This is a genomic window from Brucella sp. BE17, assembly GCF_039545455.1.
In the GTDB taxonomy this organism is placed as follows: domain Bacteria; phylum Pseudomonadota; class Alphaproteobacteria; order Rhizobiales; family Rhizobiaceae; genus Brucella.
The window spans coordinates 1,069,716-1,087,291 of the sequence record NZ_CP154468.1; the positions used below are offsets into that span (position 1 = coordinate 1,069,716).

Genomic DNA, 17,576 nt, shown 5'->3' on the forward strand with positions numbered 1-17,576 from the left:
TATTCGTTTTTTGCATAGCTTATAAGAAATGACGATTAGAACAAGCTCGCCATGTCATGCGATGGTGAATATGAGGAAAATAAGGTGGCCCTTTAGAAACTGTGGGGTCGATCCCTGTAAACCGCCGGCGCCATTGGAGGAGACATTTATGGCCAGGAGTTTTTCTATCGCAATGACCGCTGCGCTGGCAGCTACGGTGATGAGCAGTTTGTCAGCATTGGCTCAGGACAAAGCCTTCGATGGAGCGACGATCCGTCTGCTGACTACCAACCAGCCTTGGGATGTCGAGCTTCAAAAGCGCGCCAAGGCGTTCGAAGACAAGACGGGCGCGAAGGTCGAGTTCGATATGTACTCGCTGACACAGACCGCACAGAAGGTTGCCGTCGAGCTGGCGTCTAAGTCCCCCGCATACGACATCGTCTGGGTGGAATCGAGCGATGTGGCCCGTTTCGCACCGGGCAAGTTCCTCGAGCCGCTGACCGCACAGGTCAAGGACGATGCTCAGTACAATCTCGCCGACCTCATCCCCTCGACGGTGAAGGGCTTCAGCGTCAAGGACGACCTTTACGGCCTGCCGCATTTCGCAGCTACACAAATCCTCTACTATCGCGGCGACATGTTCAAGGAAGCCGGGATTTCCGGCCCGCCAAAGACTTTCGACGAGTTCGTCGAGTACTGTAAAAAGCTCCCCAAACCTTGCACGGCGCTGCGTGGCAAGCCGAGCACTAGCGAGAACGTTTGGTACTGGACGCAGATATTCCTCGGCAACGGCGCGAAGTGGGTCAAGAACTACCCAGACGATATGACGCCGACCATTAATTCGCCGGAGGCGGTCAAATCTGTCGAACTATATGCCGACCTGATCAAGAACTATTCGATCCCTGGCTCGATTTCCGCAAGCTATGACGAAGTTGTCGCCGCGATGCAGCAGGGCCAGATCGCTATGACGATCGATGGCGCACCGCTCGCAGGTCGTATGCTTGATCCGGCTCTGTCCAAAGTGTCCGGCAAGCTCGGCTTCGCCGTTCCTCCAGGCGGTTCCGCAGGAACCTTTGCACCCTTCACCGCGCAGGGGATGAGCGTCAATGCTTCGTCCAAGAACAAGGAAGCGGCTATCGCCTTCCTGAAATGGGCGACCAGCAAAGAGACCATGCTCGACATCGCGGCCAATAGCTCCTTCGTTGCGGTGACCCGCAGTTCGGTCTGGGATGATCCGGCATTCAAGAAGAAGCATGGCTACGATTTCGGCTTCGGCTCATTTACGGAAGCCTATGCCAATACGCTGCGTACCGCTGACGAAAACTACCGCCTGCCGATCCCGGAGTTTCGCCCAATGGGCGACCGCGTCGCGCTCGCCCTGCAGGAAGTCGCGACTGGCAAGCGCTCTGCAAAGGAAGCACTCGACGGCGCCCAGGCTGACATCGAGAAGATGTTCAAGCGCGCAAACTATATCAAGTAAACCACTTTCACTCTTCTCGAAAGAAGCAAGGCTCTCCCGCGACTCGCGAGAGAGCAGGCGGAGATTGTTGGCCAATGACCAGACCGAATATTTTATGGATTTGCACCGACCAGCAGCGTTGGGACACGATCTCCGCGCTGGGCTTCAAGGGTCTCAATACGCCTAACATCGATAGGCTAGCGCAAGACGGCGTAGCCTTCAAAAATGCCTATACGCAAAGTCCGGTCTGCACCCCAAGCCGCGCGACATTCCTGACGGGAATGTATCCCAGCGCCCACCAAGTTCAGATGAATGGTAATGAATATTTCCCCAAGCATCTAAAGCTTGTGCCGAAAATATTCGCCGAAAACGGCTATAAAACCGGATTGATCGGTAAGCTGCATCTTGCGGCCTCGCAGAACCGCTTCGAGAAGCGCGCCGACGACGGATATCAGGAATTCTACTGGAGCCACTACCCCTATCCAGACAGGACGCCGGCCGATCAGCTTCATCATCACGATTATCATGAATGGCTAAAGCGGAAGGGCGTCGATCCGGAGGCTGCGTTCGCCTATGCCAGCGAAGCGCTGTCCGATGGCGTGCCTACTGAACATCATCAGACAACTTGGGCGGGGTCGCGCGCCAGTGACTTCATCGACCGTCACAAGGATAAGCCCTGGTTTCTGTCGATCAATCTCTTCGATCCGCATCCGCCTTTCGATCCGCCAAGCGAATACATGGCTCGCATAGACATTAATCAGGTGCCGCCGCCGGTCTTCTCACCAAGCGACCTGGAACACCAAAAGCGCTTCAAGAACGTGGATCAGCAGACTATTCATCCCGCGGATCCACGTATCAAACCGGGCGACGCTCCGAATGCGGGCTCTGTGCCGGAAGGTCATACCTCCCATGACACACCGCCTGCAGTCTATGATGCTATGAAGATCAAAGCTGCTTATTTTGCGATGATTGAGCTGATCGATGATATGGTCGGCAATCTTGTCGAAACCCTCAGGCAGTCGGGACAGCTAGATAATACCGTGATCATATTCATGAGCGACCACGGCGAAATGCTGGGCGATCATGGCCTGCTCTATAAGGGTTGCCGTTTCTATGAAGGGCTTGTCCATGTGCCGCTCGTCATCTCCTGCCCGTCGAAAATCTTGACAGGAGTAGTGTCCGATGCCTTGGTGGAGCTAGTCGACCTGCCCGGCACTCTGCTCGATATCTGCGATCTGCCGCCGTTAGAGCAGAATCAAGGCAAATCTCTGAAACCTCTGCTGACCGGCAATACCGGACAGGAAACGCACAAAGGATATGTGCTATGCGAATTCTTCGATGCCATATCCTTCCCCGGCCACCGAGGGTCACGCGGCAGCATGTATTTCGACGGGCGTTATAAACTCAATCTTTACCACGATGCCTGTGAAGGTGAGCTTTTCGACCTCGAAACCGACCCTAATGAATTTAGTGATCTCTGGGCCGATCCCGCCTCTGCATTTCTGCGCAACGAGCTTGTGATCAAGCACACCGCCGCCATGCTGAAGGTTTCGGGCAAAGGCCCAAGACGGGTTGCGGACTTCTAACCGTTTGGTTGGAACCTGCCTGAAGAGAAGATTAACGCTTTTTAGCTTAAAGATAAGCTGCGCTCCATGCTAAGATGAGGATGTCGCGCTCCTCGGTGACGCGAGCCGATTCATTCTTCAGCCGCCTGATGTTCTCGGCCTCGTCGTTGCCCTTGGCGTTCGGCGCAGCAAACTTCTTCTTCCATTCGTAAAGTGAATGCTGGCTCAACCCAAGCCGCTGCGAAACCTCCGCAACCGGATAGCCTCGCTCGGTGATCTGACGAACTGCGTCACGCTTAAACTCTTCGCTGAAATTCGATTTGCTCATGATGCTCTTCTTGCCTCAAAATTAGGAAAGAAGATCTCTACTAAGCTAGGGGCTATTCAGTTTGATCGCAGCTGTTTAGCGTACTGGACCGTATTTTCGGCTATTGCGGGATACTGTGGAGTAGAATTCGGTTGCGGGGGCAGGATTTCATCTTAACTTGCGATCTTCGCCTACGCCTACTGCAAAGCTGGAGTTTCGCGCCGCCGAGCATTGTATCGGGCTTTTTCGGGCGGTGGCGTGAAGCTTTTACGCCGGCCTGCTTATACAAATCCATCCTATTCAGAAGTCGCAGCCTCCGACGACCTCGTCACACTGATGGACATTAGTGGCCGCTCGTGCGTTAGTCGGCACGCGCAGCGATGGTCCGGGCGAGATCAGACGGCTCTTTCGATCCGCACTGGTCGCCAGTTCCGGTGATCAGAGGTCGTTAGCACAGGCTCGCGGCGATGTGTTCGTTCGAGGCCAAAAATCTGTTTCGCGAGAGAGAACACCGGGTTCACGAAAGAGGCGTCGCCCAGACTACGGAAATGGAAGCGTCGGTCCGAGCGATCGTTCTGAAGCGGCTATTGCCGGCGGGCGCTATGCCTTTTCCGGTGGCCGCATTTCAGCGGCGCGCTCGAACTCCACCATGTTCATCGGTGGCTGCCCATAAGCATCCCGCAGCTCGTTCCAGAACCGGAGGAGGAGCTCACGGCGTACAGCTGGAGTCCAGTCTTCCGCCTCCTGCTCGGCTGCAGCGTGGCTCGCGACGTCTTCGTACCGTACGTCCCTGTAGGGATCGGGGAGAACAGTCTGGCTGAGATCGGTTGCTCCGAGCTTGATGCCGATAGGCCCTTTCCCACCCATCTCGCGGATCGCCACAATACCGTTGCGAAGGAATTCATCGAGTTGCCTGAACGGGATCGCGGATGAGAAGTGCGTCTTGCCCTTATGTTCGCTGAAGCTGTTGCAATTGACTGCCCAAAGCTCGCCGGTCCGCTGGAACCATTGCGTGGCGTTTCAGACGTCCATCTCGTTGCGCTCGGATTCGATACGCCCCCAGACCGACAGGGCGCCGTCTCGATTGAGTCCCCAGTCGCCATCGCGGCTGCGGATGTGAAGGCCGACTTTCGAGATTCGTGGCTCGAGGTCGCTGCGCGGCGGGGGAGTCCATTGCGCGGGTGCGATGCGAGCGAAAATCCGTCGGCCAGCGTCCAGTTTGACTTGGCGCTGTGGCTCGCCCAGCGATGCGTTGCGGAACTCAAGATTTCCCTCAGCGCCTTTCCAGATGGCAGGATCCTCGTCGCTGGCTGGCTGCCAATTGATCGCAGGAGGCGCGGCCTTCGCGGGCGCCTGCGCTGCGAGGATCGGCTGAATTTGGTCCTTGAGGACCTTGGCGAACCGCTTCCTCTCCTCTGTGATCTCCGCCTTGGTCGCGCCGTCGGCTAGCTTATAGGTCTTGGCACCGCTGCGGTGGCGCCAGTCGAAAGGCAGCGCCTCCGGACCGGGATAGTGCGCTGCGTTGGCGACCAGAACGATACGGCCCGTCGTGACGGCGCGCTCCGCATAGCCGAGCTCCGACATAACATTCGGGTTCTGGAGATATTTCGGCTCGGAGCGTTTTTCCTTCGACACACCCGGCTGCAGGGCGGCCGGGTCAGTGACGCCGACCGGCGTCATGTCAGCGACAAAGACGTTTGCCGAGGCTATTTTGGCCAGGATGGTGGAGGCGATGTCTTCCGTCCCGGGGACGTTTTTCATATCGTGATCGACTTCCGGCCGTTCTGCTTCCTCGTAATCGGGATCGCTGACAATCAGCTTACAGGCCTCTTTTAGGGCATCACGGACAAAATAATGGTGGAGCGTCTGATCGCGATCACTCTGCCAGGACCAAAATACCTTCATTCCCAAAATCTACTCCCTCTTACTGTCACAGGTGTCGTAGCAAGCGCCGTTATTCAGCGAGCCCCGTTGCATGCAGCCAAGCTTGACCTGACCGAGAGCGTCCAACTGCCATTGCTCCGGCGTCCGCTCGCGTATCGCGGTTTTTCCCTCGACGAACTACCACTCCATTACATATGAATGCTGCGTTCTGTCGAATAATGAATTTTTGGGACGACCTAGGTTGCCTTGTGTTCTTTTTTTGTTCTAAATGACGCCGCTTATCCCTTTTTCTTAATAACCCACATATTCTCCTTGCCATGGAACACCACTTCACACGCCAAGAGCTATATGACCGCGTCTGGTCGAAGCCGACTTCACATCTTGTTGTCGAACTCGGGACCACGACAGGCAATCTCAGCACATTGCTGCGACGCGCCGATATTCCATGGCCATCGTCCGGACATTGGATTCGGAAGGAGTTCGGTAAGGTTGTCGAGCAGCCACCTTTGCCGCCAGCACCATCTGGATGTGTCGAGCCGCTGGTGCTGGATACTGAGAAGCCGAGCGTTAAGCGCAGACTGAACCATGTCACAGCGGACCTTGATGCGGTTTCCGTCTCCGTCGAGAAACAGCAGGTTCTTACACCCCCTGCTGAAGCTCCAGCGCACGTCGCGCTAAAGCCACGTCCGACATAACCCACGACGATGACACGAGAGGAACTCTACGGCGCAGTGTGGACGACGCCGATGTCGCGCCTGGCCGAGGACTATGGCATCAGCGGCAATGGTCTTGCCAAAATCTGCGATCGAGAGGATATCCCGTATCCGCCACGCGGATATTGGGCGAAACATGCTGTGGGCAAAGCACCAAAACAGACGCCACTGCCAAAATCGAGCAGCATGCATTCCATCACCATTCGCCCAACACCGTTGCCGCCGCCTCCCGTCGAGCTGCCGCCGGAAGTCAAGCAACAGGCGGATAAGGTCCGCGCGAATGAAGCCGCCCTTGTGGTGCCACAACGTATTCTGAGACCCCACGCAGTCATCGCCTCATGGCTGACAGAGCACGAACAGAAGAAGCGTCGAGCTCGGAGCGAGCGCGATCCATGGAGGCGCGATCTTTATGACCCTGGCGATTTCTCCGAAACGGATCACCGCAAACATCGCATTCTGGATGCGCTCTTCAAGGCGATTGAGCGCCAAGGAGGAAAGGTTAAGCAGGGAGAGCGAGGCGTCCTGTTTGCCGAGGTTCCAGGCGAAAAAGTGGAGTTTCAGGTTCGCGAAAAGCAAAAGCAGGAACGTCGGTCTTTAACCGATAATGAGAAGCGGTGGAAATCGCCCGGCGACAAAGATTGGAAAAAGGATTTGGTGCCGACAGGTTGGCTCGTTTTCGAGATCAAAACCTGGCAGTGGCCGAATGCTCTTCCACGGCAATGGCTCGAATCTGAAAAGCAGCCAATGGAGGGCATGCTGCCGGACATCTTGGCAACCTTTGTCGCAGCCGGACCATTGCTCGTTCAACAGCGTAAGGATCGAGAGGCGGCGGAGCGCGAGCGCCAACTTGCCGAGCAGCGCCGCTATGAAGAACAGCGGCGTCGGAAGCGCGACGCTAACCGTTGGCGGCACTTCCGGGAGCGAGCGCGGGACTGGCACGAACTCGCGGCCGTGCGCGATTTCCTGGCGGTGCTGCGATCAATGAACGTCACGCCCACCGCCGAAATCGATGGTCGCAGTGTTGAAGAGTGGACCGCATGGGCGGACGAGTGGCTCCAGCGGGCCGATCCAACAACCGGCGGCGTCGGCAGCGTTTTCGAGCAGGTTGCCAGAATCACCGACTGGACATATCGAGATTGACCAATCTGGAGGCAAAGAATCTTAGAAAGATCAATTTCTGGCATCCAGGGATGCCAACGGCGCGACTGTACGCTGCTTCATACATCGAACTCCAAATTGGCACGATTGAGAAGCCGCGGGAGGATGTCAGATGGAATTTCATAGATCGACTGTTGTGGGTTACCGTTCACAACACCCAAATCTCGTAATTCATCCAGCCCGACCACGGGATCTATATAGGCGGCTAAAAGATAGTTGATGACCTTTACGGGCTTGGCCGTCGTGGCCTGCCATTGCTCAAGTTGCTGCTCACTGTAAACGGATCGACCGCCCGTCAATTGCATCAATTCTCTGGTAGAGCTTGCTAACGTGACGCTCTCCAAAATTCCTAGCGTCGTCATAGATTGCGAAGGACGTTCCCTTGACGCGCCCTTGTAGAAGAACAGTAGGGAGCCCACGTCGCCGAGGTTTGATGGTGCTCGGCACAGGTAGACAGTAACCGGTGTTCTGCCCCCACGTTCTGTTTGATTTTGTGTTCTGTCATTGAGAGTCAGCGAATGGACAGAACGGAGTTTCTCTCAAGCGATCAGAGTAAGCGTGACAGCCATCGTCAGTGGCCCGTTGATTTAAAAGCCCGGATTGTTTCGGAAAGCTTGCGTCCTGGCGTGAGCGTGCAGGAAGTTGCCGATCGCTATGGCGTGCGTGCAAACTATCTGTCTTCATGGCGCACGCTGGCACGTCAGGGCAAGCTTGTTTTGCCTTCGCCCGAAGATAATACGGAATTTGCGGCGATCATAGTAGCGGAGCCTGCAATTGAACCGGTGACGCCACCATCTTCACGCGTTGAGATATTCTGCGGGGAAGTCATCATTCGGCTGGAAGAAGGTGCATCTGCTTCTCGGATTTCAGCTGTTGCAAGCGCGCTTGCGGCTCTTAAATGATCTTCCCTGCCAATCGGGTGCGGATCATGGTGGCAACAAAGCCTGTTGACTTCCGCAGAGGGCATGACGGGCTAGCTTCGTTGGTGAAGAACGAATTACGCAAGGATCCGTTTACTGGAACTGTATTTGTTTTTCGCTCGCGCAAGGCCGATCGGCTAAAACTGATCTACTGGGATGGCACAGGTATGGTTCTGGCTTATAAGCGCTTGGAAGCCCATACGTTCAGCTGGCCAGAGATCCGCGATGGGCTGATGTCGTTGAACCATGCACAGTTTGAAGCTTTGTTTGCAGGGCTTGACTGGCGGCGCGTCCGGGCGGTGGAAGTGAGAGCGCCGATTACGGTTGAATAGCTATTGAGCACTGGCCTGATAGCTGCGGCACGATGACTCTGACAACATAATAGTCAAGCATATCAAGGCCGGATTTGATAAGTTTGGCCCATGCTGGATGCCTCTGATCTTCCCAATGATATTGCTGAGTTGAAGGCGCTTCTGATTGCAGCAACAGCGCTCGGTCTTCGTAAAGATGATCGGATTGCGCGGCTGGAGAAGCTGGTTGCAGCCTTCAAGCAGGCCGCTTTTGGACGCAAGTCAGAGAAGATTAATCCTGAGCAGTTTGATCTGGCCCTGGAAGATCTGGAAACAGCTATTGCGGCGATCCATGCGGAGGATGAAGCGGATACAGCGTCCACCAAGCCTGCCTCAAAGCCACGTGCCATCAATCGCGGTTCTCTTCCAAAGCACCTGCCGCGCATTGACGAAGTGATAGAACCGGAAAGCCTGACATGTACCTGCGGTGGTTGTCTGCATTGCATTGGCGAAGATGTTTCTGAGCGACTGGATGTGATCCCTGCGCAGTTCCGTGTCATTGTCACGCATCGTCCAAAATATGCATGCCGCGTTTGCACTGATGGTGTTGTGCAAGCACCCGCTCCAGCGCGACTGATCCCGTCAGGCTTACCGACGGAAGCAACAGTCGCACATGTGCTGGTTTCCAAATATGCGGACCATCTTCCGCTTTATCGTCAGGCCCAGATTATGGGCCGTCAGGACATCGACATAGATCGCTCGACACTGGCTGACTGGGTAGGACGGGCAGCCTTTGAGCTGCGCCCTGTCTTTCAAGCGCTGATTTCTGATCTGAAGCGATCAAGCAAACTCTTCATGGATGAGACGCGTGCACCGGTTCTTGAACCCGGATCAGGAAAGACGAAAACAGGATATTTTTGGGCTTTGGCGCGGGATGACCGACCATGGGGCGGCAATGCCCCGCCCGGTGTCGCCTTCACTTATGCGCCCGGACGATCTGGCCAATATGCCGAACAGATATTGCAGAACTTCAGCGGTATCCTGCAAGTGGATGGCTATGCGGGCTACAATCGGTTGGTCGCGCCAGATCGTGTTGGTCCGAATATACAATTGGCTTATTGCTGGGTTCACGCGCGTCGCAAGCTTATTGAGATTACGCGCACAGGCTCGTCCCCGATTGCTGAAGACGGTGTAAAACGGATCGGCGAACTCTATAAGATCGAGGCTGAATTGCGCGGGCTCACCTCAGAAGCGCGGCTCGCGGTTCGTCAGGCACAATCAAAGCCGCTGATCATCGATATGCAAACATGGTTTGCGCATCACCGCGCACGCGTCTCGGCAAAAGCGCCATTGGGCGAGGCGTTGAGATACATCGCTAAATACTGGGACGGCTTGTGCCTGTTTCTGTCTGACGGTCGCGTCGAACTGGATAACAACAGCGTCGAAAGAACAATTCGGCCAATAGCATTGAACAGAAAAAATGCATTATTCGCAGGTCATGAAGCAGGCGCTCATAACTGGGCTACGATCGCCTCACTGATTGAAACATGCAAACTCAATTCAATCGACCCGCAAAAATGGCTGAGCAGCACGCTCACTGCAATCGTCAATGGCCATAAGCAGAGCCAGATCGACCAACTATTGCCATGGAATTATACCGCCAAGGTGTGAGTGAGACACCGCTTACGCCCAATGCGGATTCGCTCAAGACATCCGCACGCAGTTCGGCTATGAACACAGATGGAGCAGACGCACTGCTCCGGGGCTTAGTAACCCCTGTTGGCGGTTGGTGTCGGCCGTGACGATGCCACACTCCTTGACCCTATGGTCGGGGAGCCCTTGGCGTATGTTCAGGGCTTCTCGCCTAAAGGCCATGGGGCCGTCCAACACGGTTACTAACTCCCCGATCACCAGGAGTCAGAGAGTTTTATTGCGGGGGCGAACCGCAGAAACTCTTCTGAAAGAAGGGGAATAGCTGTGAAAACACCCACCGCACTCGATCCTGACGTCGATGATCTGGCTCCGTCCGGTGATACCATCACCGCCTATGACGAACAGCATTTCGTGACTTATCTGCGTCTTCTCGATGCCAAGGCCGAGGACGCGGACTGGAAGGAAGTGGCGCAGATTGTGCTGCACCGCGATCCGGCATCTGATGAGATGCGAACCCGGCGATGCTGGCAGAGCCATCTGGAACGCGCCCAATGGCTGTCGCGCGCTGGATACCGGAAAATTCTGGAACAGGCTGCGGCAAACAGGAATCGGTGAGTTTGCTTTATTTGCCCTTTGAGCGCGAACCTCGTTTTACGGGATAGTGCAAAAGCAGCCGATAGCCGCCGCGCATCATCCTGATACCATGGGCAACAAGACGACGTGCCTTGTTCTTGCTTGGGTCATTTTCGAAATCTTCCTTGTTTCCACGGAACCCAAGCAGCACTTCCGCGACAGAACGGTAGCTTTCCCCGTGCAGCCTGGCGTCCAGGGCGCGCAGCGACAGAAGATGCCATTGGCGAAGCTGAGCTGGCATGGCGCGAATATCCCGCCCCGGAGAGCGGCCTGTCAGGCACCGCCAGAGGCGGCGGGCAGCATGGACGCGTAATTCCATGAACTCGTCCATAGGCAGGGTTGCAGCATAGAAAACCGCGGCATTGATCGCCCCCTGCGGTAGCCAGAATTGATGCCCCACCCCGTCGACACGCCAGATAGCGTGCCAGCCATCCGGCGCGCGGCGCAGGATCAGGCCGTCGAGATGTGCCAGAGCAACATGCCGTTCGTCATCGGGATCGTTTCGTTCGACCGGTGACAGAATAATGGCCTGCGGATTAAAATGCGGCGACCAGAAAGGCGGTGCGCTGTCAGGCTGCGCGTCGGGGTCGTGTGCGAAATCGCACCCCCCAGCGGGAAGCAAAGGCGTCAGCCTCTTCTCCCGCGGGTTCTCTCCTCTGCGCGAGTCTCTCGACGTCATGGCGATAGTCTTCGTTGCGACGAAGATATTCCCAGGCGAAACCGGCGGGCGGAAGGTCTTTAATGCGTTTATAGGCCGCCGGATTACGCCAATCTATGCTCTGCATGGCGCGTCCTCCCAAAGCCGGACAACGCGGGACATCGTCCGATCCGGAAAGGCTGCCGCAACTTCAGCGCTTCTTGTAGCCAGACTAAGAAGATAAGTGGATCGCCTAAACCGATAAGTCTGTTCAGCATTTCTCTCCAGTGCCCCAGAACCTAATCCACCCGTTTTTTCATCTGTTGGAAAACACATGGACCTCGCCATATGCGGTCTCGACAGTGAAGAACTCGCCGGCCATCTCAGCGTCACGTGCCATCGCATCCCAGTCGATATAGTAGCGCAGAGCGTCGGGGATCGTGACGCTCTCGGTGGTCAGTTCTTCCATGTAGTCGGCAAGCTTCGGGAACTGACCGTGATAGCAGTCCTGCAAAGTGAATTCGGCTTGGTCTATATCACCGACGAACTGCTCCAGCAGGCCAGCGCCTAGTGCGCCATGCTCTTCTATGAAAGCGGCCATTCGCGCCACGGTGCCGATCTCAGCATACTCGCTAATGTTGACGCCTTCGAAGCCCTCATAGTCGTGAATGGCGTATTCCTCTGTCTCCTTGATCGGGGAGCGCGCTAGCATGGCCGCAATCTCGTCCCTGATTTTGTCTGCGTCCTGATCCGCGTCGATCCAAGCCCCATGCAGATAGCCGTTATTGTAAGCGGCAAGGCAGGCAACATAGATGCGAGGATTGCTGTCGGATACGTTGGTCATGTCCATGATCCTTTGGGTTTGGGTTCAGAGCAGCGAAGTGCCGCTCTTGAACCCTTGCCCGGCGGCGAGACTGGGGTAGCAAACAGCAAGGGCGGCCAGGGTGGAGGGGGATCACCCGGCCTGCACAAGCCTATTTAGGTGCGGAAGGATGGGGATACCGCCCTGAACGGTTCACTTACCTTGCTGGCGCGAGGGCAACGCCCTTAGTGCCTGGGCACCATACTTCAGAACTCCTGCGCCGCACCGGGTGGTGATGAGAACTACGTTTACGCCATAGCCCTCTAAATGAACTTGGAGGTAGGACCGGCAGCCAAATTAAGCCCGAAGAAATCCATAAGTAAGTTTCCCGTTACACGCCGATGAACGGCCGCAATGGTGCCGATTCCAGACGATCTGGTTTGGCGAATGCCAAGTGGCAAACTGCCATTCAGGATCTAGCGCATCAGGCAGAATTTGCCTGATGCGCTAGATCCTGAATGCCGTTGTGAAATTCGAGGAGGATCTTTACGAACTGCGATTGTAGGCTGCGCCGACCTGCCTCTTCTCTTGTCCGGAGGCCATGGCGGTCAATCAGCTGTGAAGCGAGTGTTGGGCGTAACGGACATTGATAGCTTCGAGCAGTACTTAGCATCGGGATCGCCATGTCGTTTTCAAACCTACTGAGGGATAATCGCGAAGACGTAGCGCTAGTGATCGGCAACGGGGTTCACCGCTATGGCCCGCAACGCGCAAACTCGTGGGAAGCCCTTCTGCTTGAGCTCGCGCGTCGAAACGGCGTCGCTATCGACGAGATACCGACGGGAGCATCCGCGACCGAATTATTCGATGTCATCGAGCTCCACGCGCGCAGTCACAGCGGCAAGATCGCTAGAGATTTCTGCAATCTTATGCGCGATTGGCGACCGCTTCGTCATCACCGAAGCATAGTGGACTGGGCTATCTGCCATTCCGTTCCGGTCCTAACAACGAACTTCGACGACGTCCTCAGCGAGGCAGCAGATGCTCGTCTGATGCGGCCCAATGTAAAGGGCTTTACCGACTGGTATCCATGGGACAGCCGTTACGCATTGAAACTGCACGACAATCCCTGCGACGGATTCGGCATCTGGCAGATTAACGGAATGGCACATTATGCTCGCAGCATCCGGCTCGGGCTAACCCACTATATGGGTTCAGTGCAACGCACACGCGATTGGCTTCACCGCGGCGAGGAGCGCCTGTTCGAAGCCACGGATCGCATTCGTTGGGCGGGACGGCGTACGAGGGTGCATCTCATATTCAACAAGCCGCTTTTAATCTTCGGTCTTGGTCTTCGTGAAAACGAGGTATTTCTTCGTTGGCTGCTTATCGAGCGAGCGCGTTACTTTGCGAAATTCGAGGGGCGCCGGAAACCGGCTTGGTATGTGTATACCAACAATGTCGATGATCTGACGCAGCAAGGCCGACATTTTTTTCTCGAACAAATCGGCATCCAGTGCATTGAGGCGTCAAACTATGACACGATTTATGCTAATCCAGAATGGGAGATGTGACCATCTTATAACAATCCATACTCACGAGTCATTTTTACGATGGGCGAACGGGCAATATCGGAATTATGACGCATTGAATTAGGCCCCTCAAAATCTTCAAATCTACTCTCTTGACGACCTTTTCAGGCAGTCTGTACCATGTACCCTTGTAAGATGTCCTGAACAACGTTTACAATCCAAAGCATAACATATGCAGAGCTAAGGGGGCACTGTGCAGAATTTCCGTATCCGGCGGGCGCGTCTTGGCTGAAACCGAGGTGGCGGTACCGCAACAGAAAACTTGGCCGTCGATCGACAACGCTGCGCCCAAGGAGCAAGGTGGGCCGATCGCAAGACAGGGGTTTTCCTACCAGGACGAGATCGCGGTCGGGTTTTTACTTGACATGATCGAGTACGCGGATCTGGCCAAAATTCATTTTGAGACCCACGACGATCTTATACTCGTTCGTATCCAGGGCGCGGACTCGGCCCAGACCATCGCCGAGTTCGTGCAGGTCAAAGCCGGTGAGCCCGATAAACTCTGGTCCGTCGCCGATATATGCCAGCGCAAGAAGAAGGATGCTATCGGTACCTCGATCTTCGAGACCTCTCTCGGGCGCGATGAGCACGACGAGATCGCTGCCTTCCGCTTAGTGACCCTTCGCCCTGTCGTTTCCGATCTGACCCCGCTCACCTATGCCTTTGAGTCAGACGGACGAAAGCCCGGCTGCGAGGCCATGATGGCATTGGAGACGGCTCTGAACGTCAAGTTCCCGGGGCTGAGATCCCCCAAAAACAATGGCTCTGGCTACTGGCTGGAGAATTGTCTCTGGGAAGTTCGTCATGATCTGAAGACCGTCCAGAAGGCAAATACTGTTCGGCTCTTCACGCTCGCGGAGAAAGCGGGGCAGCCGCTTTTGCTGGAGCAGATCGATGTGCTCCTCACCGAGATGCGAGTCTGGGTGAAGGCAGCAGGCGACGCCAAGTGGATGCCCGACAAGGCCAAGAAGATCGTTACGCGTGCGGAAGCCGTTGGCTGGTGGCAGCAACGTATGGCGAAGTTGGCGCAGGGCACCAATGCCCCGTCTGGCGGGATGCTCGCCGAGAAGATGAAGTCAGCCGATCTTCCGGAATCGCTTATCGCCATGGCCGTCGATCTTCGCCTCGGCTACGCCGCTAAGGTTCGAACCGCCACCTATATGGAGCCCGACTTCATGGAGGCGTTGCAAGAGCAGGTGAAGTCCACGGCGCAATCGCTCAGCGCGGACCTAGCGGCCGGACTGCTAGATCTGGGAGGCCCCCAGTTCCACGCTCGCTGCCTGACGGAGATGAACGCACTCAACGACACCCGTCCCAGCGGCGCAAAAGATCAGGCCGCCTTCCTCAAGGGCTGCCTCTATGACATCGCGGATCGGTGTTTGTTGCGTTTCGACAGGATGGCCTCATGAAGTCGCTCGCCCGCCTTGGAGGCCGGCCAGCGAGCCTTCCACTTGCGGCCGACGACATCTTAGAGTTTCACGCCGCGAGATTGCTGCTGCTGATGCACATCTGTGGCACCTCCGGACGGATCGATGGCCTAACGAAGATGGCCAAGCTCGACTTCTTCACCCGGTATCCCGACTTCTTCGGGGCAGCGCGCGCCGCGATCGACAACACTGCGGCGGCCTCTGATCGTGAAGACGACGCCGTGGAGTCTTCCATGGTGCGCCACCACTATGGACCTTGGGACAAGCGGTACTATCAGGTGCTCGGCGTACTGGAAGCTAAGCAGCTGATTACTGTCATCAAGCACAAGCGGTCTTACCAGATCGCCCTGTCGCCCCTTGGTAAGGAACGCGCGAAGGCGCTCGCCGCTCGGCCGTCGTTCCAAGATCTGATTTCTCGCCAGCGCGAGGTGAAGAAGGTATTCGGATCGAAATCCGGGACCTTCCTCAAGGATCTCATCTATCGCCTGTTCGACAAGGAAGTCGGCAAGCGTACACTCGGTCAGGTCATCACTCCATGAGTGGTATCTTTCTCTCTATCACTTCCATCGATCGACGTCTGGCGACCGGGAATGTCGAGACTCTAGAGTTCCGGACCGGCGTTAACGTCTTTGTGGGGCCGCCCAATACGGGCAAAACCAAATGGCTTCAGACGCTCGACTTCCTCCTCGGCGATACCGGTGCCAATCCCTATGAAGCCGCCGATTCAGAGGGACTAGCGGAAAAATACGACGCGGCCGGGGCCTGGTTACAGATCGGTGATGACGCCTTCCGCATTGAGCGTCGTTGGAATGAGCCCGGAGCCAAGGGCAAGGTCTTCATCGATGATGAGGGCATGCTCGCACGGGATTTCCAGCATTGGCTAATGGAGAAGCTCGCCATTCCTTTGGTAAACTTCCCCAAGGGCAATCCGATGTCCGGCCAGACTTGGCCCGAACTCAGCTTCAGAAGCCTGCTTCGCCATATCCATCGCCAGCAGCGATTCTGGAGCGGCTTAGTCGATCTCCAGCCCGACGCCGAGTTCCATGCCGGTCTGTTATCTTTCCTAGGGTTGGCCGACCGCGTCTACAGTGAAGACTACGGCAATCTGGTAAAGCTGCGCCTTGAAGCCATGAACCTGAAAGCACGGCGGGAGCAGTACGGCCAGACCCTGAACGACCTAGCGATCGACCTGCTCGACGCCGACGACGCCAGCCTCGGCGTCAACGACACGACCATTCTCGCCGCTCAACAGCGACTGCGCGATATGGTCAGCAAGCTTCAGGAGGAGCGGATACGCGTCCTCGCCGACGCCAGCGCGCGAACCATTCCCGCCGCCCAGCGGTCTCGAGTCGAGACCCTCAGCCATGCGCGGGCGCAAGCTCTTGAGGCATTGACGACCGTCAGCCGCAAGCGCCAAGCGGCAGACGAGCGTCTCAAAGATGTCCTTAGATACCGGAAGGATCTCGCCGACGAGATCGACCGGATGACTCGCGCGGCGGATGCCGGCGACATACTCTCGGATTTGCGCGTCACCCATTGTCCCGCATGCGATCAAACGCTTAAGGCCGCCCACGCTCCCGATCACTGCTTCGTCTGTCACCAGCATCTGCCGGATGAGCCCGAGATCGAGGGGCTCGGGGTGGTGCGCCTTCGGTTCGAGCAGGACCGGTTGACGGGCGAACTGAAAGAGGCGGACGATCTCCTCAATGTCTTGAGTCGCGACGTCGAGAAACAGGCGTCAGGGATGCGGTTGGCTGAGGAGGGCTTACGAGCAATCGAAGTCGAGCTCGGCCCGGCTCGCCAAGCCGTCGCCGCGCTCGCCCAAGCTGATGTCAGCGCTATCGACGTCGCGCTCGGGCAGGCCGCCGAGCGAGCTAAACAGATGGATCGGGTGACGGCGGCGCTCGAGCTGGGTAAGTCTCTGACGGCTCAGGTCAAGGCGCTCGAAGACCAGATCAAGCCGTTGGCGGAACGGGTCGACGAATCCTTCAGGGCGGTCGACTTCGACGAAGCCGCGCAGTGGCTCGAGGACGGGATGAATGCATATCTCGAAGCACTCAATCGCGAGCGGCCCCAGACGTGGAAGCATAACCGAGTCGAAGTCGATTTGACGCGGTCCAGCGTTTCCTTCCGGATCGGGCGCAAAAAGTGGCAGGGCGCCTTGGGCGGAACCGACACCCTCTATTTCCTAATGGCCTACAATTATGGCCTTTTGTCGCTCAGCCCGCGCCCTCAGACCCACTACCCGGGATTGGCGATCATAGACGTGCCCGGCGAATTTTCCGGTGAGGCCATTGGGGATAAGGAGAATTTCATCGTCCAGCCCTTCATCGACCTACTGAAGGACGATGCCTTCGAGGGTGCGCAGCTAATTATTACCGGCGCTGCCTTCACCGGTTTGGCCGGTGTGCATGTCCAAGCTTTGACTCAGGTCCATGTCGCCTAAGATTTTCCCGGACGCAATAAGTATAATCTGATCGGCTCCAACAGACCTGCGGCCTTTAGGAAAGCTCTTTAGGCCGCTCAACGTCAGAATGGAGGGCGCATATCGGTCCAG

General features: G+C 56.4%; 16 protein-coding genes and 2 pseudogenes. 11 read left to right on the forward strand and 7 right to left on the reverse strand.

Annotation, left to right across the window (positions count from 1 at the left end; all coding sequences use genetic code 11):
• Positions 1 to 148: 148 nt before the first annotated feature.
• Entirely contained in the window at positions 149 to 1,459 is a 1,311-nt protein-coding gene (locus AAIB41_RS16225; RefSeq protein WP_343315052.1) for a sugar ABC transporter substrate-binding protein, read from the forward strand.
• A gap of 74 nt (positions 1,460 to 1,533) precedes the next feature.
• Positions 1,534 to 3,024: a sulfatase-like hydrolase/transferase gene (locus tag AAIB41_RS16230; protein WP_343315053.1), complete on the forward strand. Its 1,491-nt coding sequence runs from the start codon at positions 1,534 to 1,536 to the stop codon at positions 3,022 to 3,024.
• A 76-nt stretch (positions 3,025 to 3,100) separates the two neighbouring features.
• On the opposite strand, the pseudogene AAIB41_RS16235 reads toward AAIB41_RS16230, so the two are convergent.
• The 3 genes and pseudogenes from AAIB41_RS16235 to AAIB41_RS16245 all read right to left on the reverse strand — a co-directional run.
• Positions 3,101 to 3,331, reverse strand: a pseudogene (locus AAIB41_RS16235) (transposase); the annotation flags it as partial.
• Between the two features lie 579 nt (positions 3,332 to 3,910).
• Positions 3,911 to 4,177 (reverse strand): hypothetical protein, encoded by a 267-nt coding sequence (locus AAIB41_RS16240; RefSeq protein WP_343315054.1) that lies wholly within the window; start codon positions 4,175 to 4,177, stop codon positions 3,911 to 3,913.
• 153 nt (positions 4,178 to 4,330) lie between these two features.
• Entirely contained in the window at positions 4,331 to 5,215 is an 885-nt protein-coding gene (locus AAIB41_RS16245; protein ID WP_343315055.1) for a hypothetical protein, read from the reverse strand.
• A gap of 725 nt (positions 5,216 to 5,940) precedes the next feature.
• On the opposite strand from AAIB41_RS16245, the gene AAIB41_RS16250 reads away from it, so the two are divergent.
• Entirely contained in the window at positions 5,941 to 7,047 is a 1,107-nt protein-coding gene (locus AAIB41_RS16250) for a hypothetical protein (RefSeq protein WP_343315056.1), read from the forward strand.
• Positions 7,048 to 7,124: 77 nt separating this feature from the next.
• On the opposite strand, the pseudogene AAIB41_RS16255 reads toward AAIB41_RS16250, so the two are convergent.
• Positions 7,125 to 7,520: pseudogene (locus AAIB41_RS16255) on the reverse strand (GNAT family N-acetyltransferase); the annotation flags it as partial.
• Between the two features lie 63 nt (positions 7,521 to 7,583).
• Between AAIB41_RS16255 and AAIB41_RS16260 the strand changes: the two are divergent.
• From AAIB41_RS16260 to AAIB41_RS16275, 4 genes are all read left to right on the forward strand, one after another.
• A complete protein-coding gene (locus AAIB41_RS16260) occupies positions 7,584 to 7,967 on the forward strand; it encodes a transposase (RefSeq protein ID WP_343315057.1) in 384 nt (127 codons plus the stop codon).
• Positions 7,964 to 8,317 (forward strand): IS66 family insertion sequence element accessory protein TnpB, encoded by a 354-nt coding sequence (gene tnpB, locus AAIB41_RS16265; RefSeq protein ID WP_343315058.1) that lies wholly within the window; start codon positions 7,964 to 7,966, stop codon positions 8,315 to 8,317. The genes AAIB41_RS16260 and tnpB overlap by 4 nt, the downstream gene beginning before the upstream one ends.
• 90 nt (positions 8,318 to 8,407) lie before the next feature.
• The gene (locus tag AAIB41_RS16270; RefSeq protein ID WP_343315059.1) at positions 8,408 to 9,946 is read left to right on the forward strand and encodes an IS66 family transposase; all 1,539 of its coding nucleotides are present in this window, start codon (positions 8,408 to 8,410) and stop codon (positions 9,944 to 9,946) included.
• Between the two features lie 306 nt (positions 9,947 to 10,252).
• Positions 10,253 to 10,543: a DUF2285 domain-containing protein gene (locus AAIB41_RS16275; RefSeq protein ID WP_343315060.1), complete on the forward strand. Its 291-nt coding sequence runs from the start codon at positions 10,253 to 10,255 to the stop codon at positions 10,541 to 10,543.
• A gap of 7 nt (positions 10,544 to 10,550) precedes the next feature.
• Here the strand turns inward: AAIB41_RS16275 and AAIB41_RS16280 are convergent, their stop codons facing one another.
• The 3 genes from AAIB41_RS16280 to AAIB41_RS16290 form a co-directional block, all read right to left on the reverse strand.
• A complete protein-coding gene (locus tag AAIB41_RS16280; RefSeq protein ID WP_343315061.1) occupies positions 10,551 to 11,183 on the reverse strand; it encodes a DUF2285 domain-containing protein in 633 nt (210 codons plus the stop codon).
• Positions 11,131 to 11,346 carry a DUF6499 domain-containing protein gene (locus AAIB41_RS16285; protein ID WP_151557191.1) on the reverse strand — a complete coding sequence of 72 codons (216 nt, stop codon included), beginning with the start codon at positions 11,344 to 11,346 and terminating at the stop codon, positions 11,131 to 11,133. The genes AAIB41_RS16280 and AAIB41_RS16285 overlap by 53 nt, the downstream gene beginning before the upstream one ends.
• Before the next feature lie 168 nt (positions 11,347 to 11,514).
• Positions 11,515 to 12,042, reverse strand: a complete 528-nt coding sequence (locus AAIB41_RS16290) for an antirestriction protein ArdA (RefSeq protein WP_113341918.1) — start codon at positions 12,040 to 12,042, stop codon at positions 11,515 to 11,517.
• Positions 12,043 to 12,683: 641 nt separating this feature from the next.
• Here AAIB41_RS16290 and AAIB41_RS16295 point away from each other — a divergent pair.
• From AAIB41_RS16295 to AAIB41_RS16310, 4 genes are all read left to right on the forward strand, one after another.
• Positions 12,684 to 13,574, forward strand: a complete 891-nt coding sequence (locus AAIB41_RS16295) for a hypothetical protein (protein WP_343315062.1) — start codon at positions 12,684 to 12,686, stop codon at positions 13,572 to 13,574.
• A 242-nt stretch (positions 13,575 to 13,816) separates the two neighbouring features.
• Positions 13,817 to 15,001 carry a dsDNA nuclease domain-containing protein gene (locus AAIB41_RS16300; protein WP_343315063.1) on the forward strand — a complete coding sequence of 395 codons (1,185 nt, stop codon included), beginning with the start codon at positions 13,817 to 13,819 and terminating at the stop codon, positions 14,999 to 15,001.
• On the forward strand, positions 14,998 to 15,558 hold the full coding sequence (locus tag AAIB41_RS16305; RefSeq protein WP_343315064.1) for a hypothetical protein: 561 nt from the start codon (positions 14,998 to 15,000) through the stop codon (positions 15,556 to 15,558). The genes AAIB41_RS16300 and AAIB41_RS16305 overlap by 4 nt, the downstream gene beginning before the upstream one ends.
• The gene (locus AAIB41_RS16310; protein WP_343315065.1) at positions 15,555 to 17,465 is read left to right on the forward strand and encodes a hypothetical protein; all 1,911 of its coding nucleotides are present in this window, start codon (positions 15,555 to 15,557) and stop codon (positions 17,463 to 17,465) included. The genes AAIB41_RS16305 and AAIB41_RS16310 overlap by 4 nt, the downstream gene beginning before the upstream one ends.
• Positions 17,466 to 17,576: the final 111 nt, after the last annotated feature.